The sequence below is a fragment of the Streptomyces sp. NPDC004629 genome (assembly GCF_042873595.1).
Lineage (GTDB): Bacteria > Actinomycetota > Actinomycetes > Streptomycetales > Streptomycetaceae > Streptomyces.
On record NZ_JBIALO010000007.1, the window covers coordinates 77,573 to 96,885 of the forward strand.

A 19,313-nucleotide genomic window follows, 5' to 3' on the forward strand; every position below is an offset into this window, starting at 1 on the left:
GGAGGCTGCTTAGCGTGGCAGCGTGCGCTCCACAACCGTCGCCGACCGGGCCGTGAGCCGCCACGGCTGGGTCCAGGCCGTGGCCGCGGTGCTGGCGGCGCTTGCCACCATGCTGGGGATGGCGGCGCTCGGCCTGTGGGCGGCCGGGGCCGCACGGCTTCCGGACGGCGCGTTCGCCCGGGTCGTCGTGGCGACCGTGGTGACGGCGGTCGGCGGCAGCATCGAGCTGTCCGGGAACGCCGGGGTGTTCGCGCAGACGCGGGCGGGGCTTGCGGTGCTCCCGCTGTCGGTCACCCTGACCGGGGTGCTCGTGATCGCCTGGGCGTTCCTGCGTCCGCTGCGGCACCGGGCGGTCACCGGCGCCGGGCAGCTGGCCGGGTGGGCCGCCCGGATCGCGGTGCTGTGGCTGCTCGCGCTGATCGGTCTGGCCCTGGCCGCCCGACACACCTTCGCCGTCGACGTCCGCAACGGCACGCTCAGCGACCTCACCGGCCTGCTCGGCGTGGCGCCGACGCTCGGGTTCACCACGAACGTGCCGCTGACGGTGCTGTTCGGTCTGCTGTGGCTGGCCGGTGTGCTGCTGCTGGCGCTGCTGGTGTCGCGCGCGCCGCCGCTGCCCGGCCGGCCGGCGCGGTTCCAGGAAGCGGCGCGCCCCGCCGCGTCCGCCGCCGTCGCGCTGCTGCTCGCGTACGTCGTGCTGGGTGCGCTGGCCGCGTTGGTGACGGCGGCCACGCGCGGGCACGCCGCGCAGACCTTCGCGGTGCTCCTGCTGGGTCTTCCGAACCTGGCCTGGCTCGCGCTGACCCTCGGTCTGGGTGCCACCTGGCACGGCCGGGTGGACGGCCCGTTCGGGCTGCCCCTGCCGCACGTCCTGGACGAGGTGCTGCGCACCCCCGACGTCTCCACGCTGAACCTGCGCACGCTCACCGAGCACGACGGCAGGGCGTGGTGGCTGCTGGTCGCGGCCGTCGTGCTGGTGCCGGCCGCCGCGTTCGTGACGGCGGTGCGGTCACCGGTCGGCGCCCCGCCGCGGCGGCACGCGCTGTCCTTCGCCGTGGCGCTCGCCGCCGCGGCGTTGATGACCGGTCTCGTCGGCCGGATCTCGGCGCACTACGGCCTGTCGGTGCTGGGCATCGGCGATCTGGGCGGCGGGCTGTCCGGAGAGCTGCTGCTGCGGCCCGAGCTGGGGCCGGCGGTGGGCATCGCGGCGCTGTGGGGGCTTGTCGCCGGGTTCCTCGGTTCATTGCTGGCGCTGCCGGTGCGGCGGCGGGCCGGGACCGGGCGTGGGCGCGGTACGCGAACGCGGTGACCCGGGCCGGCCGGGCGCGGGTCCGTGGCCGGCCCCGGGTGTCTCATGGGTCGCCGTCCGGTGCCACGGCGCCGGACGGGTCATGGCCGGCCGGCGGGTGGTCCGGGTGCTCGCGGTCGGTGGCGTAGGTGCTCAGCCGTCTGCCGTCGGCGTACAGCCACCGGCCCTGGCCGGCGTCGTACAGCCACATCGACTCCCCGTCGATCACCACCCCGATCCGCAGGCCGCGGGTGCGTTCGCGGAAGGCCTCGCCGTCCAGGGCGCCGCCGGCGAGGTCCGCGACGGCCGCCCGGTAGTCGGCGAGGGCCCGTTCGGCGCGGGTGAGCAGCGGGCGCGGATCGGCCGTGTCGCCGGGCGGGCCGCCCTCGTCGGGCGGATCCTGCGGGAGGGCGAGGAGATGACGGCCGTCGACCCAGGCGATCCAGTCGTTGGCGCACCGGATGTGCGCCCAGTCGCCGCGCCGTTCGACGAGCTGGACCGGCAGCAGCGGGTCGAGGAGCACCGTGGGCCGGGTGGGGTCGGGCGTCTCCCAGGCGGGGAGCCCGGACCGGGGGGCGACATGGGTGGGCCTGAAGCCTGGGCCGGTCATCGCGCACCGCCCGCTTCCGTGCCACGACGGTCCCGGGCCGTCGCGCGGTCGCGGAACCGGGGACCCGTCCGGCGCCGGCGTCCCCGGTTCCGCGGTACGCGCGCACACCTCGGCAGGGGGCCCGGGTCGGTCTCCGGGACCGGTCCGGGCGCCGAAGGGGCGACCAGCCGCTCCACCATGCCGGGAATTCTACCGATTCACCCATATGTGTGCCGCTCGGTCGGGGCGCGGACGGGCCGGTTCCGGACGGCCGCCGCGGCATGTCAGGCGACGGGCAGGACGAGCCCCGGGACGGTGCGCTGCATCCGCAGGGCGTCGACGGACTCGGCGAGCAGTTCGTACTCCGTGGTGTCGTCGCCGGTGGCGATCCGCACCAGCCGTCCGCCCGCCAACTCGTCCGCCACCAGCTCCTGTTGGACGTCGTCGGCACACCAGGCGCGAAGCAGTCCCGGCACGTCGGGCACACTGTCCGCCACCGGGACGAGCGCGCCGGGCGGCACATGGGGGTTCTCGGGGCGCGGATCGAGGCGTTCGGCGATCCAGGAGGCCCGGTCCCGCAGCCACCACAGGGCGAGGGCCAGGGTGGGCGCACGGTAGGTGCCCAGCGGTACGCCGATGCGCTGACCGTCGCACATCCCGTACGCCGTGACATGGCACAGGAATTCGTCGTGCACGCTCACTCCCCCGTCGCCTCGCTGGTCCGTGCCGGCTGGTCCTCGCCTTCCGTGCGGCCCGCATGCGGTGAAGTGCCCCTGACGTTCGAGTATCTTCACTACTGAAACACTGTCACCATGGCTTTCCGGCCACTCTCCTGGCATGTTCGGGCTCTCGCATGGCCTGAATGCGATCCCTGATGCGGGGCCGTCGTCATGACCTGAGAGGTAATCGACCCGGCCCACGGCGACGGGCAGGGTGGTCACACCGGATCGGCACACCGGCGATCCGGCTCCCGACCAGCAGGGACGACCTCGATGGAGGCTGATTCGCCATGTCCGTGAACACCGAAGGTCACCGCGGCGCCGCCGCTCGCTACTTCGAGGCATGGAACGCCACCGAGCCCGAGGCCCGCGCCAAGGCGGTCGCCGCGGCCTGGGCCGTGCAGGGCGGCTACACCGATCCCCTCGCCGACGTCCGGGGGCACGAGCAGATCGCGGCCGTGATCGCGGCGGCGCAGGGGCAGTTCCCCGGTTTCGTCTTCCGCCCGCTGGGCGCCGTGGACGGACACCACGACACCGCGCGGTTCTCCTGGGAACTGGTGAACGAGGCGGACGGCTCGGCCCCGGTGTCCGGCTCCGACGTGGTCACCCTGGACGAGGAGGGCCGGATCATCCGGGTCCTGGGCTTCCTTGACCGGGTGCCCGCCGGGGCCTGACGGCCCGCCCGCCGGACGGACCCGTACGACGGCTCCACGCGACGGCTCGTCGCGCGCGGGAGCCGTCGGCCCGGCCGGCGCCGCACGGGGGCGGGCGCCGGCTTCGGGGGATCCCTACGCGGTGACGATCGCGTCGATCCGGGCCAGTTCGTCCGCGTCGAAGTCCAGGTTGCGGACGGTCGCGACGCTGTCCTCGATCTGCTGCGGGCTGCTCGCACCGACGAGCGCGGAGGTCACCCGGCCGCCGCGCAGCACCCAGGCGAGGGCGAGCTGGGCCAGGGTCTGGCCGCGGCCCTTGGCGATCTCGTCCAGGGCGCGCAGCTTGCCGACCAGTTCCCCGGTCACCGACTCGGCCGTCAGGAAGGGACTGTCGCCGGCCGCCCGTGAGCCTTCCGGGATGCCGTCGAGGTAACGGGCGGTGAGCAGGCCCTGCTCCAGCGGGGAGTAGACGATCGAGCCGACCTCCAGCTCGTCCAGGGCGTCCAGCAGTCCCTCGTCCTCGGGGCGGCGGTCGAGCATCGAGTACCGCGGCTGGTGGATGAGCAGCGGGGTGCCCAGCTCGCCCAGGATGCGGGCGGCCTCACGGGTCTGCTCGGCCGAGTAGTTGGAGACGCCCACGTACAGGGCCTTGCCCTGCTGGACCGCGGAGTGCAGCGCGCCCATCGTCTCCTCCAGGGGAGTCTTGGGGTCGAAGCGGTGCGAGTAGAAGATGTCGACGTACTCCAGGCCCATCCGCGCAAGGCTCTGGTCGAGCGAGGAGAGCAGGTACTTGCGCGAGCCCCACTCGCCGTACGGACCGGGCCACATCAGATAGCCGGCCTTGGTGGAGATGACGAGTTCGTCGCGGTACGGCCTGAAATCCGCCGCCAGCGCCTCCCCGAGGGCTGACTCGGCGGCGCCGGCCGGCGGACCGTAGTTGTTCGCCAGGTCGAAGTGGGTGACGCCGAGGTCGAAGGCGCGGCGCAGGATGGCGCGCTGGGTCTGTGCCGGACGGTCGGGGCCGAAGTTGTGCCACAGGCCGAGGGACAGGGCGGGGAGCTTCAGGCCGCTGCGTCCGGTGCGCCGGTGGGGCATGTCGGCGTAGCGGTCGGGGTGTGCGGTGTACAACGCGACTCCAGAGGGGTTGGCACACGATCGGTCCCACTCTTGCCCGGCCCGCGGGCAGCGGTCCAACAGGCGAATCCGATGGAATTCAGCGATTAGGCTTCTCAATCATGGAACTGCGTCACCTCCAGCACTTCGTCGCGGTCGCCGAGGACCAGCACTTCACCCGGGCCGCGGAGCGGCTGATGGTCTCCCAGTCGGGTCTTTCGGCGTCGGTCCGGGCGCTGGAGCGCGAACTGCGGGCGCCGCTGTTCGTGCGCACCACCCGCCGGGTGACGCTGACCGAGGCCGGGCGCGCGCTGCTGGCCGAGGCGGAACGGATCCTCGCCCAGGTGCGGGCCGCGCACGAGGCGGTCGCCGCCGTGCAGGGCGTACTGCGCGGGACGCTGGCGCTGGGCACCGAGCAGTGCATCGCCGGGGTGCATGTGGCGGCGCTGCTGGCCGCGTTCCGGCGGCGCCACCCGGACGTGGAGATCCTGCTGCGGCAGGCGGGCTCCGGCGCGCTGGCCGAGGACGTCGCGGCCGGCCGGCTCGACCTGGCCTTCGCCTACCGCACCCAGGACGACACGGACCAGTTGCGCTCGGTGGCGCTGACCAGCGAGCCGATGACCGTGCTGTGCCATCCCAGCCACCGGCTGGCCACGGCCGGGGCGGTGCTGGTCCCGGCCGACGTCGGCGGCGAGGTCTTCGTCGACTTCCACCCGGACTGGGGGCCGCGTCGCACCACCGACCGGGTGTTCGCCGCGGCCGGGGTCCGCCGTACGGTGTCGCTGGAGGTCAACGACGTGCACAGCCTCCTTGACCTGGTCGACGAGAACCTGGGGATCGCCGCCGTGCCCCGTCACTTCCGCCACAAGCGTTCCGCGCTCACGGCGCTGCCGCTGAAGGGCACCGGCGAGGCGGAGTACGAGACGGTCGCGCTGCTGCCGTCCGAGCGGGCCACCAGCCCCGCGGCCCGGGCCCTGATGACCCTGCTGGAGACAGGGAGCCCGGTACCACACCAGGACGAAGCCCACCCCTGCTGACCGCGCCGGCCGCAGAGTCGTATCCGCTCCGCACGGAGACCGGACGCCGACGGACCCTCGGACGGCGCCGGGAACCGGGGCCCCGTCGGACGAAGCGGCTCGGCGCGTCCTGCCCGGGCCCGGTGCCGCCGGACCACTTGCCGTGCGACACGCGCGTCGTCCCGTGCCGGGGCAAGGCGCTCGCGCTCCGGCAGGAACGGACCGCCACCCGGCCGCGCGGCGCCGGGCCGCTTTGGAAGCCGGATTCCGGACGCATGACGGTGGGCGATGCGCGATGGTGGACGTATGCATGCCAGGGACATCCTCATCGACGGCTACGGCCGCATCCAAGAAGAAGTCCATGCCGCCCTCGACGGCCTCGGGCCGGACGAACTGAACGCCCGCCCGGCCCCCGACGCCAACTCGGTCGCCTGGCTGGTCTGGCACCTCACCCGGGTCCAGGACGACCATGTCGCCGACGCCTTCGACCTCGACCAGGTGTGGCCGGCCCAGGGCTGGGAGAAGCGTTTCGGCCTGGGCCTGCCGCGCCATGACACGGGCTACGGCCACAGCGCGGCGAAGGCCGCCAAGGTACGGGTCGACGCGGCCGGCCTGCTGACCGGGTACTACGACGCGGTGCACGAGCAGACCCTCGGGGTGCTGCGCGAACTGCCCGCCAAGGACCTCGAACGGATCGTGGACGAGCGCTGGGACCCGCCGGTCACCCTGGGCGTCCGGCTGGTCAGCGTCCTGTCCGACGACCTCCAGCACGTCGGGCAGGCCGCCTATGTGCGGGGGCTGCTGCGCAGCGCCGCGACGTAACCCGGCAGGACGACGTCCTCCTGGTGTCTGTGCCGACGCGGGCCGCGGTCATGCGGAGGTGTCCTCGGGCCGGTGGTGCGGCACCGGCGGGCGGGACCGGACGGCGGGCTGGAGCAGGTCCCAGCGGTTGCCGTACCGGTCCTGGAAGACGGCGACGGTGCCGTACGGCTCGTTGCGCGGCTCCTCCAGGAAGGTCACGCCGCCCGCGCGCATCCGGGCGTGGTCGCGGGCGAAGTCGTCGGTGTGCAGGAAGAAGCCGACCCGGCCGCCGGTCTGGTCACCGATCCGGGCGCGCTGCTCCGCGTCCTTCGCCCGGGCCAGCAGCAGGCCGGTGCCGTGCTGCTCCGGACCCGGCGCGACGACGACCCAGCGGGAGCCGTCGGGCCGGGGGGTGTCCTCGACGAGCCGGAAACCGAGGGCCCGGGTGTAGAAGCCGATCGCCTCGTCGTAGTCGTCGACGACGAGGGTGACCAGGGCGATATGTCTCATCGGGGCCTCTCGGTGGGGTGGACGGTGGCCGAGGTTATACGTAAAACGCGAGGGGCGCCAGTCACCTTCGGCAGCCGCTCGGACAGGGCGACCGGCGCTGTCCGGGCCGGGTTCGGGTCAGCGGCTCTCCTCGCCCTGGGCGACCTCCACCCGGTGGTGGAAGTCGATCGTTCCGGACCCCGCGGCGACGCAGGAGACGGCGGCGCAGGCGGCCAGCAGGACAGCGATCCAGGGGACGGCCCGGTGGGCGGCGTGCGGCGCGGACAGAAGGGCCTGGACGCGCCGGGGCACGGGGCCGGTCGTCGCGGCGGGCGCGAAGTCCGGGCGGGCGGAGCGGGCGTTCTGGCCGGCGAGGGCGGCTCGGGCGATGGCGCGGGCGGTCAGCCGCCGGTCGCCGACGGCGCCGGCCGCGGCCTCGTCGGCGGCCCGTTCGGCCGCGAGCCTGATGCTCTCGCGGACCGGGCGCAGCGCGGGGTGGCAGTGTGCGGCGAGTTCGGCGGCGGCGAGGAAGAAGTGGTGGCCGGCCGCGTTGTGCGCCCGTTCGTGGGCGAACAGCGCCTCGCGTTCGGCGGCGTCCAGGCTACGCAGCATGGCGGTCGTGACGACGATGCGATGCGGTCTGCCGGGCAGCGCGTAGGCGTCCGGCCGCGGCGAGTCGACCACGCACAGGTCGCCGGCGGCGGGACCGTGCGCGGCCTCGGTGCGGGCGGTCCGGAAGGCGCGCAGTTGGCGCAGTACCGAGCGCACCAGCGTCCACGCGCACACGGCGAGCACGCCGACGGAGGTCGCGGCGAGCGGCACGACGAGGAGGTCGGAGGCGGTGCGCAGGGGGTGGACCAGCTCGCCGAGCGCGGCGAAGAGGGGCAGTTTGAGCAGTCCGGTCAGGACGAACGCGCCGAGCGCGGCCAGGGAACAGCCCGCGAGGACGACCGTCGGGACCGTGATCGCCCAGAGCGCCGCGGCGGGCGCTAGCCGGTCGAGGGCACGGCGGGCCAGCGCCGGCACGGCGAACGGCAGCAGCAGCGGAAGCAGCAGCGCCGCGGTCATCGCTCACCGGGTTCGAGCAGGTCGCGCAGGACGCGTTCGTCGTCCGGGCTGAGCTGGGCGACGAAGCGGGCCAGCACCGTCTCCCGGTCGCTGTCGCGGTCGAGTTCGGTGTGCATACGGCGGGCGGTGAGGCCCTGCGCGTCCTGGACCGGGACGTACGCATAGCCGCGGCCCTGGCGGTGCCGGTCCACGACACCCTTCTCGTGCAGCCGGGACAGGATCGTCGTGACGGTGGTACGGGCCAGGTCCGCGCCGAGGCTCCGCTGCACCTGACCGGGCGTCTGCGGCCCGTCGGCGGCCCACAGGGCGGCCATGACGCTCGCTTCCAGCTCGCCGGCCGGCCGGCGTTCGTCCTTCGAGTCGCCCATGGGAACGCCCCTCACCTCCGTCTTCGCCCACCGTCCAGCGGAACGTCCACACGATTGCATTGACGTGCTCCCTGGCCAAAAGTCCAGGGATTCCGGCGCGGGTCGTCTGACCCTTCCGGGGGCTTCCTGCTTCACCGCGCTGTGCGGGCACGTGTGCCCGTCTTACCGGCACTCCACAGGCGTTTGGCGTCTCCACCCGCCCGGCGGCGACGATACGGCGTCCTTCGAAGAGGACGTTGCGGGCTGCGTTGTGGTCGCGGTCGTGCACAGTGTGGCACTCGCCGCACGTCCACTGCCGGACGTGCAGGGGCTTGGGGCCGTCCCGGAATCCGCAGGCGGAGCAGACCTGGGAGGACGGGAAGGCCCGGTCCACCTTGGCGAAGGTGCGGCCGTGCTTGACTGCCTTGTACTCCAGCATGCCGACGAACGCGGACCATCCCGCGTCGTACACGGACTTGGCGAGCCGACCGCGCCCGAGGCCGGACACCGCGAGGTCTTCCACGTACACCGCTTGGTTGTCGCGAATGATCTGTGTGGATGCCTTGTGGTGCCAGTCCCGGCGCCGGTCGGCGACCCTGGCGTGCTGGCGTGCGACCTTGATGCGGGCCCTGGCCCGGTTCTTCGATCCCTTGGCCTTGCGGGACAGCTCCCGCTGAAGGCGCTTGAGCTTCTTCTCGGCCCGGCGCAGGAAGCGGGGGCTGTCGATCTTGCTGCCGTCGGACAGGACGGCGAAGGCGGACAGGCCGAGGTCGAGACCGGCGTCGGTCTGAAGGCCGGGGAGGATGTCCGGCTCGGTGTCCACGACGAAGCTGAGGAAGTACCGGCCGGAGCTGTCTTTGGTGACGGTCAGGGACGTGGGCGCGGCCGGAAGCCGGCGGGACCACGTGACCTTGAGGTTGCCGACCTTGGCCACGTACACCGTGCCGTCGCCCTTCAGGGAGAAGGCGTTGGTGTTGAGACGGATGGACTGCCGGGTGTCCTTCTTCGACTTGAACCGGGGAGGGCCGACCTTGCGGCCCTGCCGCTTGCCCTTGATCGAGTCGAAGAAGTTCTTGTAGGCGGCATCAAGGTCCCGCAGGGACTGTTGCAGGACGACCGCCGACACGTCGGCGAGCCAGGCGCGTTCCTCGGTGCGCTTGGCCTGGGTGATGCGAAGCCGGGACAGCTCGGCCGACGTCACGTACGGCAGTCCTGCCGCGTGTGCTTCCCTCCGGTCGCGCAGGCAGTCGTTCCACACCACACAGGCGCACCCGAACGCACTCGCCAGCGCACGGCGCTGGGCGGCATCCGGGTAGGCCCGATAGTTGTAGCGGAGCTGCATGACCAAGACCCTATCCACCACTGATCGCATGGATGAGCAAAACGGACTACAAGCGGGGCAGGCACGTCATCTCGGCGATGCATGGGCACGTGGTCTCCGTGACGAAGTACCGCCCTGGAATCGTCAGCGACGAGATGCTGACACGCTGCGAAGAGATCATGCGGACTCGTATGTCTCCGCATCATGCGGCGGAGCACCGTCGGCGATCGTCCGCCAGTACATCGAGCAGCAAAAACGTCCGCTCCAAGATGCACATCAGAGCAGTCTTGAGATGCATTCATCCCCGGCGTGAACGCCAGGGCTTTCTGCAAGAGTCCCGGTAAGCGGATCACCATCGTACGGCCGCGCCCGCACGCCCATCATGAAAGGCAGGGCGACCGGGACGGCGAGGAGCGACCGAGGTGCCGGATCAGGCCCGCCTCCCGCAGCCCGGCGAGGGCGTCGACGTGCTCGGCGATCGAGTCCTGCCGCATCCGGCGCAGATCAACCACGTCGAGGTGGTCGCGGACGGTCCTGCGCGGGTTCTTCTGGACGTGGCCGCGCAGCCGGCCCGGCCGGGCCGCGGTGCCCCATGCGCCGTGCAGGCCGCGGTACGGGCCGGCCCTGGTCACGATGCCGAGGTCGTCCGGGGTAGGGGCCGAGCGCGCTGCCGGCCGCACCCGCCCCAGGGCGGGTGCGGCCGGTTCACGGGCGAGCAGGGCCTGGGGGTGCGGGCCTGTCGCCTTGGTGGGGTGCGGGACGCATGCCCCGCGGTGTCAGCAGTAGAGGTTGGCGCCGGGTGTGACGCCGAGGATCTGGGTGAAGCGCTGGTAGGCGTCGACGCGGCTTTGGACCTGGGCGGGGTTGCGGCCGTCGCATTCGAGGGAGCCGTTGATGGAGCGGATGGTCTGGCCGAAGCCGGCGCCGCCCACCATGGCGTTGTGCGGGGTCATGGTGCCGGGTCCTGACTGGGTGTTCCAGTACCACAGGCCGGTCTTCCAGGCGACGGAGGCGTTGTTCTCGACCTGCCAGGGGTTGTTCAGCAGGTCGATGCCGAGGGCGTCGCCCGCGGCCTTGTAGTTGAAGTTCCAGCTGAGCTGGATCGGGCCGCGGCCGTAGTAGGCGGCCTGGCCGGCGGGGCAGCCGTAGGGCTGGTTCCAGTCGCAGTAGTGGGGGTAGTTGGCGGTGTTCTGCTCGACGATGTGGACGAGGCCGCCGGTCTCGTGGTTGACGTTGGCGAGGAAGGCCGCGGCCTCCTGCTTCTTGACGGTGTCGCCACCGGTGGTGGCGAAGCCGGGGTAGGCGCCGAGCGCGGCGGTCAGCCCGCTGTAGGTGTAGAACGGGTTCCGGCTCGGGAACATCTGGTTGAACTGCGCCTCGCTGACCACGAATCCGGCGGCGGAGGCGGTGGGGGCCGACTGGAACACCAGCGCGGCGCATCCGAGGGTGAGTGAGGCCAGCAGTGCGGCGATACGGCGCCTGAACATGCGTCAACTCCTCTGCGGGAGCACGGCCGTACCCGGTGGGGCACGGCCGTGGTGGGGGGTTGGGGCACACTCAACCGCGTTGGTCTGTACCAGTCAAGGGTGTAGACCAGTCAAGCGCGAACGAGCGCCGGTGCGCAGCACGTCCGGGGCCGGCCGACGCCGGGCAGGCGGTGCGCCACGACGTCTCGCCGGGCGCCCGGGGTCGCCATCTCCTACACGAACGGCAGACCCCCGGATCGGCACCTCGCTCCCCCCGACCGGGAGAATCGCCGCATGACCATCGCAGCGCATCCGCTCGTCGCCCGCGCCCGCCGTATCGCGGACGAGTTGCTCGCCCCCGCGGCGGAACGCGTCGACCAGGAGGGCGTGCCCGCGGGCCACATCGAGGCGATCAAGGACTCGGGCCTGCTCGGAGTGGGCGCACCGGTGGCGTACGGCGGCTCGGCGGCACCCGCGGCCGTCGTCCGGCGGACCGCGGAGATCCTGGCCGGGGCGTGCTGTTCGACGTGGTTCGTGCAGACCCAGCACCACACGCCGGTGCTCACCCTGGCGAAGAGCGAACGTCCGGTGCGTGAGCGGCTGTTGGGCCCGCTCTCCCGCGGTGAGCTGCTGTCCGGGGTGGCCTACGCCCATCTGCGGGCCCATCCGCGCACCCCGGTACGGGTGACACGGGAGCGGGGCGGCCGGCGGTTCACGGGCACGGTCCCCTGGTACACCGGCTGGGGGCTCAACGACGTCATGCTGCTGGCCGGGGTGACCGACGCCGACGAGGCGCTGTTCGCCTTCGCCGAGGCGCGGGAGCAGTCGGGGCTGCGGGCCGCACCGCCGATGCGGCTGGCGGCGCTCACCGCCTCCCGCACGGTGTCGCTGGAGCTGACGGGTCTGTGGCTGCCGGAGGAGGCGGTGGTGCTGCGGATGCCGTACTCGCGGTGGGCGGCGACCGACCGGCCGAAGACGCTGAACACCAGTCCGGCGGTGTTCGGTATCGCGGAGGCGGCGCTCGCCCTGCTGGACGACGGCACCGCGGGGCCGCTGCTGGCCCGGCTGTCCGAGGTCCGCGGCCGGGCCTACGCCCTCGCCGACCGGCCCGTTGCGCACGGGGACCCGAGGGAGCGGCTGGCGGTGCGCGCCGAGGCGTACGAACTGCTGCGCACGGCCACCACCGCGGCGGTCGTCGCCGGCGGCGGGCGCGCCATGTCGCTCGCCTCGCCCGCCCAACGGCTCGCCCGCGAGGCCCTGTTCCTCCTGGTCCAGGGCCAGACGGCGGAATCCCGCCGAGCCCACCTGGACGCCCTCACCGCAGCAGCGCCCTGACCGAAGCCCGCCGCCGACCCGCCCGCACCGGTCTCCACGGTGGCGCAGCGCCCCCGCGAGCGGGATACGCCGTCCCGGCTTCCGAGTCGGTCACAGGCCCGACGAGTCGTCGGCCACCGTCACACCGGGCGCGTCCCGGGGGACGTACGCCACGTGCAGACGGTCGTCCTCGGCGCGGGCCGGCACCGGGATCCGGTCGGCGAACAGCGCGCCGGTGCAGTAGTGCTTGACGCCGTCGAGGACGTACGAGCCGTCCGGCCGGGGCCGCAGCCGGGTACGGATGTCCCGGACGTGCCGGGCGCCCGCCTCGGACTGGACGTTGCCGAAGCGGCGACCGGCGAGCAGTTCGGCGAAGAAGAACGTGCGCTGGTCCGCGGGCCCCCTGACGGTGGATCACCTGCACGTAGGCGAAGTGGCTCTGCAGGATGGGCGAGGGCGGCGTCGGCCGAGCCGAGCAGCCGGAAGACCTCCGCGCGGGTTTCTACGGTTCCGCGCGGGTTTCTGCGGACATCGGCACCGCCGTGCTCGGCGGGCACGGTTCACGGTGAGCAGACCGGAGGCGCGAACCGGGTCATCTCCCGCCGCGGGAACCGGCGTTCGGCGTCGCGGGTGGCGGCGGCGCGCCGGAACTCGTCGGCCGGCGACATGGCGACCGCGACGGCCTCGGCATCGTCGGCGATCACATGGGCGGTCACCGTGCTCAGCCCGCCGCGGCCAGCAGCGGGGTGCGGCCGAGGGCGGCCGAGAACCGGTCGACCGCCTGCCCCAGGGCCTCGGCGGCGGCCGGCGCCACGGTCAGTGAGCCGTCCTCGTGCACGGTGATGTCCTTGTCGAGGGTGAACCAGCCCTGGACTATATGGTCGGCGCCCATGGAGGTCAGGACGGGGCGGAGCGCGTAGTCGATGGCCAGGACGTGGGCGGTGGTGCCGCCGGTGGCGAGCGGCAGCACGGTCTTGCCGGCCAGCGCGTACTGCGGCAGCAGGTCCAGGAACGCCTTGAGGACGCCGGAGTACGCGGCCTTGTAGACAGGTGTGCCGACGACGACACCGTCGACGCGGGCGAACAGCCCGGTGGCCGCGGCCACGGCCGGGTGGCGCAGGTCGGCGCCGAGCAGGGCCTCGGCGGGGAGGGTGCGGACGTCGAGCGGGATCACCTCGTGGCCGTGGGCGATCAGCCGCTGGTCGAGATGGCGCAGCAGACGGCCGGTGCGGGAGGAGGCGGACGGGCTGCCGGAGACGGACAGGACGGTGGCCATGGGGTCCCTCTTTCTGGGGCCGGGGCGCCCGCACGGGACGGGCCCCCGGGCGGGCGCGGTCAGGAGTACCAGGTGGTTCCGGCAGTTCGCCGTCCAGGACCCGGCGGCCGGCCTTGCGCAAGGGAGTCAGGGACGCCGGTCCGGCGGGCGGGAGACACGGGAGATTCAGGCGTGCGGTACGGGCCCGGCGCGGCACCGCCGGGGGTCCGGTGCGGTGCGGGAGACGTGCGGCGGATCGGTACGGGGATCAGGCCACGGCGCGACAGGAGGCGCTGGAGACGCGCGCGAGGTCGACATGGCGTCGCCGCGTGAGGTCCAGTCGCATCTGCATGCCGTCGATCGTGACAGCCGCCCGCGAGAGCAGTCAAGGAATACCCGACCGGTCTCGCATCGCGGACCAGGGCTTCCGCACTGCGGGCTCGCCGCCTTCTCTCCCGCGCGGATCTGACGCACAGTCGCACGGGCCACAGGGGACCGACCACTACACATAAAGGTAAAATAAGAGCAGAATGCATATAAGCGGCTCTTACCGCATAGGACGCGGTCCAGCCTGCAAGTCAAGAAGGAGACGAGTCATGGCCGATGTCTCGCGCACCAGAGGTGACTTGACGAGCCACCCTGATGTCTCCGAAATGCGGGAACGCTACGCCCGCATGCTCGGCGGTCGCGATGTGGCACTCGTGGACGGACCGGTGTTCCTGCTCGGTCTGTACTGCGCGGCGTCCCCGTGGATCCTGCACTACACGACCAGCCAGCCCGCGCTCGTGGTCCACAACCTGATCATGGGCATCGCGATCGGGCTGCTGGCCCTGGGATTCACCAGGGCACCGGAGCGGATGTACGGGCTCAGCTGGGCCATGTGCGCCCTGGGTGTCTGGATGATCATCGCGCCGTGGATCGTCGGCACGAGCCCCGACGCCGGCGTCGTGGCCAGCAACGTCGTCATCGGCGCACTGGCCTTGTTCCTCGGGCTGATCTGCGCCGGTACGGCGGCCAGGAGCAAGCCCAAGCTGTAGCGGCACCGAAGCGCTCTTCGGAAGGGAGGACGCGGTGCCGGTCCGGGGCGGCCGGACCGGCACCGCCGACCGCTCAGCGGCCCGGCACCAGCCAGGGCTCCTGAGGCAGCGGACTGCCGGTCTCGATCAGGGACTTGACGCTGTCGGCGTATCCCGGGGCGACGGACACGGCCCGTGCGGTGATTGACACTCCCGGCGGCGGAACCTAGCTTGGCCGAATTAGTAAGGTTTCCTAACTTTGCGAGGCTGGAGACGCCGTGTTCCCTCTCCCCGCCGCCCGGCACCGCCTCGCCGCCTCCGCCGTGGCCCTCGGCCTGCTCTGCCCGCTCGCCTCCGGTGCCTGGGCCGGACCCCACGATGCGTCCCCGGCGGCGCAGCACCCTCCGCCGCTGACCCGCGTCCCGGCGGCGGCGGGCACGGACACGCCGCTGGCCGGCTACGCGATCCAGTCGACCGCGAAGGTGGCCGACTCCCCTGCGGCCGTGTCCTCCCCCGGCTATCACGCGGCCGGCTGGTACCCCGCGGGCCCCCGCTCGACCGTGCTCGCCGCGCTGCTCGCCGCCGGCGTGTACGCCGACCCGTTCTTCTCCACCAACCAGCGGAAGATCCCCGCGGCGGACTTCCGCGTCCCATGGTGGTACCGCACGGACTTCACGGTCACCGACACCTCCCGGCGCACCTATCTCGACTTCAGCGGCGTGATCTCGGCGGCGGACGTCTATGTGAACGGGCACCGGGTGGCCGCGGCGAAGGATGTCACCGGCGCCTACACCCGGCACGAGCTGGACCTCACCGCACTGGTGCGCACCGGCACCAACACGGTCGCCTTCCGCGTCCTGCCCAACGACCCGACCCGGCAGCTCACCATGGGCTGGCTGGACTGGCTCCAGCCGCCGCCGGACGCCAACATGGGCATCGTGCGCGACGTCCGTCTGCGCCGCGGCGGCCCGGTCGCGCTGCGCGACGCCCATGTGCTGACCCGGCTGGACGTGCCCTCGCTGGCCACCGCCGACCTCACCGCCGAGGCCCAGGTCCGCAACGACTCCGACGCGCCCGTCACCGCCGAGGTCACCGGCAGCGTCGCCGGGATCGCCCTGCGCAGGACCGTACCGCTCGCCGCGCACGAGACGACGACGGTCGCCTTCACCCCCGCGGACGTCCCCGGCCTGCACCTGGCCTCACCCCGGGTGTGGTGGCCGGCCGGTCTCGGCGGTCAGCCCCTGTACGACCTCGATCTGACCGTGTCCGTGTCCGGCACCGCCTCGGACACCGCGCACGAGACCTTCGGGATCCGCGACGTCCGGGCCCCCCTGAACGCCGACGGCGCCCGCGCGTACCGGATCAACGGGCGCAGGCTGCTCATCAAGGGCGGCGGCTGGTCACCGGACGAGTTCCTGCGCTGGGACCGCACCTACGCCGAGGACCGCCTGAAGTACGCACTCGACCTGGGCCTGAACACCATCCGTCTGGAAGGCCACATCGAGCCCGACGAGTTCTTCGTCCTCGCCGACCGGCACGGTGTCCTCACACTGCCCGGCTGGGAGTGCTGCGACAAGTGGGAGGGGCAGGTCAACGGCGACGAGCTGGGCGAGCGGTGGAGCGCCGCCGACTACCCGGTCGCCAAGGCGTCGATGGCCGCCGAGGCCGCCCGGCTGCGCAACCACCCGAGCGTGATCTCCTTCCTCATCGGCAGCGACTTCGCGCCCGACGCCACGATCGAGCGGAACTACCTTGACGCCCTGACGGCCGCCGACTGGCCGACCCCGGTGGTGCCCGCCGCCTCCGACAAGTCCTCCCCACGGCTGGGCCGTTCGGGCATGAAGATGACCGGGCCCTACGACTGGGTGCCGCCGGCGTACTGGTACGCCAAGCGCGAGGGCGGGGCCACCGGCTTCAACTCCGAGACCAGCGCGGGCCCGGACATCCCCACCCTCGACACCCTGCGCCGGATGCTGACCCCCGCCGAGCTGGACACCCTCTGGAAGGACCCCGGAGCCCGGCAGTACCACCGCTCCCCCTCGGCGACGTTCGGCACCCTCGGCATCCACAACGCCGCGCTCGTCGGCCGCTACGGCGCCCCGAGGGACCTCGCCGACTATGTGCGCAAGGCGCAGCTCGTGCAGTACGAGAACGTGCGGGCCCAGTTCGAGGCGTACGGGCGGGCCGCCACGGACGCCTCGAAGCCCGCGACCGGGCTGGTCTACTGGATGTTCAACAGCGGCTGGACGTCCCTGCACTGGCAGCTGACGGACCGTTACCTCGACCAGGGCGGCGCCTACTTCGGTGCGAAGAAGGCGAACGAACCGCTGCACGTCCAGTACTCGTACGACGACCGCTCGGTGGTCGTCGTCAACAACCGCCGCTCGACGGCCGGTCCGCTCACCGCGCGAGCCACGCTGTTCACCACCGACGGCACCCCGAGGTACGACCGGACCGTGTCCGGGGTGCGTGTACCCGGCGGCGGGGCGCACTCCTCGGTGCTCACCCTGCCCGCGTCGGTGAACAAGCTGACGCCGACGTATCTGGCCCGGCTGGTCCTGACCGACGCGGCGGGCCGGGAGGTGAGCCGCAACGTCTACTGGCTCTCCACCCGGCCCGACACCCTCGACTGGGCCCGCACCGACTGGTACCACACGCCGACCACGAGCCACGCCGATCTGACCGGGCTCGGCCGGATGGCCCGGGTCCCGGTGGCGGCAACGGCGGCCACGGTGTCGGCGCGCGGCACGTCGACCACGACGGTGACGCTGCGCAACGCGGGCCGCGGGCGGACGCCGTCGCTGCTGACGGACGTCCATCTCGTCGACGCCGCGGGCGTGCCGGTGCTGCCGGTGCGCTGGTCGGACAACCAGGTCACGCTGTGGCCGGGCGAGACGGCGACGCTGACCGCCGTCTACCGGACGGCCGATCTGCGCGGCTCGGCGCCGCGGGTGCGGGTCTCGGGCTGGAACACGCCCGCACGGACCGTGCCCGCGCACTGATCGCGGGGGCGGCCCGGTGTCGCCCGAGGAAGGGCGCGGGGCGCGTCCGGCGGGTGAACACAAGGCCCGGACCCTCGGCGGGGCGGACTGTCTCCGGATCCAGCGGGCACATTGCACAGCAGCGGGGGAACGCGACGAAGAGGGGTGGAGATGGAGATCTCAGGCATCATCAGTGCCATCGTCATCGGTGTCGTCATCGGTGTGCTGGGACGGCTGGTCGTCCCGGGCCGGCAGCGCATCGGCGTCGTGCTGACGATCGTCGTCGGCATTGTGGCCGCGCTGCTGGGTTCGGCGATCGCCGCGGCATTCGGCGTCGCCGACACCAAGGGACCCGACTGGATCGAGTGGTTCATCCAGATCGGCCTCGCCGCGGTCGGCGTGGCGGCCCTGGACCGGACACGGGCGCGCCGCTGAACCACCGGCGCCGGCGCCCGCGTTCGGCCGTGACCGGGCCCGGCCCGGCCGCCGGCGGGCGCTACCTCCCGTACAGGTAGGGCGTCGTGGTGGTCAGGGCGTGGAAGCCGAGGCGTTCGAGGACACGACGGCTCATCGGCAAGGCGTCGACCTGGAGATGGCGGTAGCCGCGGGCCGCGGCGGCCCGGGCGCGGTGGGCGACCAGGGTGCGGTAGAGGCCGCGGCCCCGCCAGTGTTCGAGGGTGCCGCCGCCCCACAGCCCGGCGAACCGCGTCCCGGGCACCGGCTCCAGCCGGGCGGCGCTCACCGGTTCGTCCCCGGCGAGGGCGACGACCACGATGAGCGAGCCGGGGTCGGCGGCGAGCCGGGCCAGCAGCCGGTGGCGCAGCCCGCTGCCGTCCGCGCCGAACACCTTCTCGTGCACCTCGACCATGCGCTCGACGCCGGCCGCGTCGTCGGCCCGCAGGACGCGGACGCCCTCCGGCGGTGCGGCGCCGGCGGTCAGCGCCACCACCTCGGCGGTCTCCGCGACCATCAGTGTCTCCTCCGGTTCGGGCGTGAACCCGGCGGCCAGGAGCCGGGATCCGAGGTCGGCGGGGAGGTCGTGGCCGTGCAGCTTCCACTCGAACGGGCGGCCCAGCGCGCCGTAGTACGCGATCTGCGCGGCGATCGCCGCGTCGGCGTCCGTCCCGTCCGTGCTGTCCAGGCCGGACCACAGGACGCCGTTCCAGCCGTGGTCCGGGGCGACCTGCCGGACCACCTCCGCGGTGCGCTCGATCCGGGCACCCGGCCCGTCGGGCCGTGCGTCCCTGCGCATGTCCTGGTCGTATCGGGCGAGTACCGCGGCATGATCCATGCGCCCACTTCAGCAGCGAAGAGCCGGCACGGCAACGGAATTGATCGCGGTCAGCGCCCGGCGCGGGCGTCCGTCTCCGGACGGACCGCCACGAGATACGCGCTCAGCCGGTCGCGGTGGCGCTCACCACGGTCGCCCTGCCGGACCGGCACGCTTTCCCGGCGGACCGGCACGCCTTCCCGGCGGGGCGTCACGGCGCGCCGTCCACCGCATCGCGTGGCCCCGGCGGGTCCGACGGCCGTGGCGTGCGCCCGGAACCGTGCCCCGAGAAGGGGCGTACGCCGTGGTGAACGTGGTGAAGGAGGCGAACCGCCGTACCTGCGGCGGTGGATGGAGCCGGCTGCCGGAGCGTCGGGGGCGGGCGGCAAGCCGTTCGGCTCGGTCCTGATCCCCGCGGACGGTACCGTCCTCGCTGCCCGATGTGCGCGGCGGCGCATGCCCCGGGCCGGGCTCGGCCGGATCGGCTATGCGGCGTTGTCCGGGCAACTGGTCGGCCGGCTCCTGAGGTTCCACGGGGCCGGGGTCTGTCCGGCGCGTCGGCCCTGAGCACGCCGGCCGGCTCGGGCGGTGTCGCCGGGCCGTGCCG

18 protein-coding genes and 4 pseudogenes are annotated in these 19,313 nt (G+C 73.0%); 9 read left to right on the top strand and 13 right to left on the bottom strand.

Features of this window, described 5'->3' with window-relative positions:
• Window positions 1-22: 22 nt before the first annotated feature.
• Window positions 23-1,309, top strand: a complete 1,287-nt coding sequence (locus ACFYTE_RS12475) for a streptophobe family protein (RefSeq protein ID WP_388708556.1) — start codon at window positions 23-25, stop codon at window positions 1,307-1,309.
• Between the two features lie 43 nt (window positions 1,310-1,352).
• On the opposite strand, the gene ACFYTE_RS12480 is transcribed toward ACFYTE_RS12475, so the two are convergent.
• Together ACFYTE_RS12480 and ACFYTE_RS12485 are read right to left on the bottom strand one after the other, a co-directional pair.
• A complete protein-coding gene (locus ACFYTE_RS12480) occupies window positions 1,353-1,898 on the bottom strand; it encodes a hypothetical protein (protein ID WP_388708558.1) in 546 nt (181 codons plus the stop codon).
• Between the two features lie 263 nt (window positions 1,899-2,161).
• A complete protein-coding gene (locus tag ACFYTE_RS12485; RefSeq protein WP_388708561.1) occupies window positions 2,162-2,572 on the bottom strand; it encodes a hypothetical protein in 411 nt (136 codons plus the stop codon).
• 314 nt (window positions 2,573-2,886) lie between these two features.
• On the opposite strand from ACFYTE_RS12485, the gene ACFYTE_RS12490 reads away from it, so the two are divergent.
• A complete protein-coding gene (locus tag ACFYTE_RS12490) occupies window positions 2,887-3,270 on the top strand; it encodes a nuclear transport factor 2 family protein (RefSeq protein ID WP_388708563.1) in 384 nt (127 codons plus the stop codon).
• 114 nt (window positions 3,271-3,384) lie between these two features.
• Here the strand turns inward: ACFYTE_RS12490 and ACFYTE_RS12495 are convergent, their stop codons facing one another.
• The gene (locus ACFYTE_RS12495; RefSeq protein ID WP_388708566.1) at window positions 3,385-4,377 is read right to left on the bottom strand and encodes an aldo/keto reductase; all 993 of its coding nucleotides are present in this window, start codon (window positions 4,375-4,377) and stop codon (window positions 3,385-3,387) included.
• A 107-nt stretch (window positions 4,378-4,484) separates the two neighbouring features.
• On the opposite strand from ACFYTE_RS12495, the gene ACFYTE_RS12500 reads away from it, so the two are divergent.
• Together ACFYTE_RS12500 and ACFYTE_RS12505 are read left to right on the top strand one after the other, a co-directional pair.
• The gene (locus tag ACFYTE_RS12500; protein ID WP_388708569.1) at window positions 4,485-5,399 is read left to right on the top strand and encodes a LysR family transcriptional regulator; all 915 of its coding nucleotides are present in this window, start codon (window positions 4,485-4,487) and stop codon (window positions 5,397-5,399) included.
• A 285-nt stretch (window positions 5,400-5,684) separates the two neighbouring features.
• On the top strand, window positions 5,685-6,200 hold the full coding sequence (locus ACFYTE_RS12505) for a DinB family protein (protein ID WP_388708572.1): 516 nt from the start codon (window positions 5,685-5,687) through the stop codon (window positions 6,198-6,200).
• A gap of 48 nt (window positions 6,201-6,248) precedes the next feature.
• On the opposite strand, the gene ACFYTE_RS12510 is transcribed toward ACFYTE_RS12505, so the two are convergent.
• The 4 genes and pseudogenes from ACFYTE_RS12510 to ACFYTE_RS12525 form a co-directional block, all read right to left on the bottom strand.
• A complete protein-coding gene (locus ACFYTE_RS12510) occupies window positions 6,249-6,689 on the bottom strand; it encodes a VOC family protein (RefSeq protein ID WP_388708574.1) in 441 nt (146 codons plus the stop codon).
• Window positions 6,690-6,806: 117 nt separating this feature from the next.
• Window positions 6,807-7,736 (bottom strand): M48 family metalloprotease, encoded by a 930-nt coding sequence (locus ACFYTE_RS12515; RefSeq protein WP_388708577.1) that lies wholly within the window; start codon window positions 7,734-7,736, stop codon window positions 6,807-6,809.
• The gene (locus ACFYTE_RS12520; protein ID WP_388708580.1) at window positions 7,733-8,104 is read right to left on the bottom strand and encodes a BlaI/MecI/CopY family transcriptional regulator; all 372 of its coding nucleotides are present in this window, start codon (window positions 8,102-8,104) and stop codon (window positions 7,733-7,735) included. The genes ACFYTE_RS12515 and ACFYTE_RS12520 overlap by 4 nt, the downstream gene beginning before the upstream one ends.
• A gap of 79 nt (window positions 8,105-8,183) precedes the next feature.
• Window positions 8,184-9,425, bottom strand: a pseudogene (locus ACFYTE_RS12525) (RNA-guided endonuclease InsQ/TnpB family protein); the annotation flags it as partial.
• 32 nt (window positions 9,426-9,457) lie between these two features.
• Between ACFYTE_RS12525 and ACFYTE_RS12530 the strand changes: the two are divergent.
• Window positions 9,458-9,592, top strand: a pseudogene (locus tag ACFYTE_RS12530) (IS200/IS605 family transposase); the annotation flags it as partial.
• 222 nt (window positions 9,593-9,814) lie between these two features.
• Here the strand turns inward: ACFYTE_RS12530 and ACFYTE_RS12535 are convergent.
• Together ACFYTE_RS12535 and ACFYTE_RS12540 are read right to left on the bottom strand one after the other, a co-directional pair.
• Window positions 9,815-10,063 (bottom strand): annotated as a pseudogene (locus ACFYTE_RS12535) (aldo/keto reductase); the annotation flags it as partial.
• Between the two features lie 117 nt (window positions 10,064-10,180).
• On the bottom strand, window positions 10,181-10,891 hold the full coding sequence (locus tag ACFYTE_RS12540; RefSeq protein WP_388708583.1) for a chitinase: 711 nt from the start codon (window positions 10,889-10,891) through the stop codon (window positions 10,181-10,183).
• A gap of 273 nt (window positions 10,892-11,164) precedes the next feature.
• Between ACFYTE_RS12540 and ACFYTE_RS12545 the strand changes: the two genes are divergently transcribed.
• The gene (locus ACFYTE_RS12545; protein WP_388708586.1) at window positions 11,165-12,205 is read left to right on the top strand and encodes an acyl-CoA dehydrogenase family protein; all 1,041 of its coding nucleotides are present in this window, start codon (window positions 11,165-11,167) and stop codon (window positions 12,203-12,205) included.
• 93 nt (window positions 12,206-12,298) lie between these two features.
• Here ACFYTE_RS12545 and ACFYTE_RS12550 read toward each other — a convergent pair.
• From ACFYTE_RS12550 to ACFYTE_RS12560, 3 genes and pseudogenes are all read right to left on the bottom strand, one after another.
• Window positions 12,299-12,852: pseudogene (locus ACFYTE_RS12550) on the bottom strand (acyl-CoA dehydrogenase family protein); the annotation flags it as partial.
• A gap of 53 nt (window positions 12,853-12,905) precedes the next feature.
• A complete protein-coding gene (ssuE, locus tag ACFYTE_RS12555; protein WP_388708589.1) occupies window positions 12,906-13,460 on the bottom strand; it encodes an NADPH-dependent FMN reductase in 555 nt (184 codons plus the stop codon).
• Window positions 13,461-13,707: 247 nt separating this feature from the next.
• On the bottom strand, window positions 13,708-13,791 hold the full coding sequence (locus ACFYTE_RS12560; protein WP_388709111.1) for a putative leader peptide: 84 nt from the start codon (window positions 13,789-13,791) through the stop codon (window positions 13,708-13,710).
• 244 nt (window positions 13,792-14,035) lie between these two features.
• On the opposite strand from ACFYTE_RS12560, the gene ACFYTE_RS12565 reads away from it, so the two are divergent.
• The 3 genes from ACFYTE_RS12565 (at window position 14,036) to ACFYTE_RS12575 (ending at window position 17,871) form a co-directional block, all read left to right on the top strand.
• Window positions 14,036-14,476, top strand: a complete 441-nt coding sequence (locus tag ACFYTE_RS12565; RefSeq protein WP_388708592.1) for an SPW repeat protein — start codon at window positions 14,036-14,038, stop codon at window positions 14,474-14,476.
• A gap of 257 nt (window positions 14,477-14,733) precedes the next feature.
• Entirely contained in the window at window positions 14,734-17,457 is a 2,724-nt protein-coding gene (locus ACFYTE_RS12570; RefSeq protein ID WP_388708593.1) for a sugar-binding domain-containing protein, read from the top strand.
• A gap of 150 nt (window positions 17,458-17,607) precedes the next feature.
• Window positions 17,608-17,871, top strand: coding sequence for a GlsB/YeaQ/YmgE family stress response membrane protein (locus ACFYTE_RS12575; protein ID WP_388708596.1), 264 nt, complete (start codon window positions 17,608-17,610; stop codon window positions 17,869-17,871).
• A gap of 61 nt (window positions 17,872-17,932) precedes the next feature.
• Here the strand turns inward: ACFYTE_RS12575 and ACFYTE_RS12580 are convergent, their stop codons facing one another.
• Window positions 17,933-18,727 carry a GNAT family N-acetyltransferase gene (locus ACFYTE_RS12580; protein ID WP_388708599.1) on the bottom strand — a complete coding sequence of 265 codons (795 nt, stop codon included), beginning with the start codon at window positions 18,725-18,727 and terminating at the stop codon, window positions 17,933-17,935.
• Between the last annotated feature and the right edge of the window lie 586 nt (window positions 18,728-19,313).

Bases quoted from the DNA above. Each gene is read 5' to 3' on its own strand.
- ACFYTE_RS12480 (WP_388708558.1), bottom strand. From the start codon at position 1,898: ATGACCGGCCCAGGCTTCAGGCCCACCCATGTCGCCCCCCGGTCCGGG.
- ACFYTE_RS12490 (WP_388708563.1), top strand. From the start codon at position 2,887: ATGTCCGTGAACACCGAAGGTCACCGCGGCGCCGCCGCTCGCTACTTC.
- ACFYTE_RS12500 (WP_388708569.1), top strand. From the start codon at position 4,485: ATGGAACTGCGTCACCTCCAGCACTTCGTCGCGGTCGCCGAGGACCAG.
- ACFYTE_RS12505 (WP_388708572.1), top strand. From the start codon at position 5,685: ATGCATGCCAGGGACATCCTCATCGACGGCTACGGCCGCATCCAAGAA.
- ACFYTE_RS12510 (WP_388708574.1), bottom strand. From the start codon at position 6,689: ATGAGACATATCGCCCTGGTCACCCTCGTCGTCGACGACTACGACGAG.
- ACFYTE_RS12515 (WP_388708577.1), bottom strand. From the start codon at position 7,736: ATGACCGCGGCGCTGCTGCTTCCGCTGCTGCTGCCGTTCGCCGTGCCG.
- ACFYTE_RS12520 (WP_388708580.1), bottom strand. From the start codon at position 8,104: ATGGGCGACTCGAAGGACGAACGCCGGCCGGCCGGCGAGCTGGAAGCG.
- ACFYTE_RS12540 (WP_388708583.1), bottom strand. From the start codon at position 10,891: ATGTTCAGGCGCCGTATCGCCGCACTGCTGGCCTCACTCACCCTCGGA.
- ACFYTE_RS12545 (WP_388708586.1), top strand. From the start codon at position 11,165: ATGACCATCGCAGCGCATCCGCTCGTCGCCCGCGCCCGCCGTATCGCG.
- ssuE (WP_388708589.1), bottom strand. From the start codon at position 13,460: ATGGCCACCGTCCTGTCCGTCTCCGGCAGCCCGTCCGCCTCCTCCCGC.
- ACFYTE_RS12560 (WP_388709111.1), bottom strand. From the start codon at position 13,791: ATGCAGATGCGACTGGACCTCACGCGGCGACGCCATGTCGACCTCGCG.
- ACFYTE_RS12565 (WP_388708592.1), top strand. From the start codon at position 14,036: ATGGCCGATGTCTCGCGCACCAGAGGTGACTTGACGAGCCACCCTGAT.
- ACFYTE_RS12575 (WP_388708596.1), top strand. From the start codon at position 17,608: ATGGAGATCTCAGGCATCATCAGTGCCATCGTCATCGGTGTCGTCATC.
- ACFYTE_RS12580 (WP_388708599.1), bottom strand. From the start codon at position 18,727: ATGGATCATGCCGCGGTACTCGCCCGATACGACCAGGACATGCGCAGG.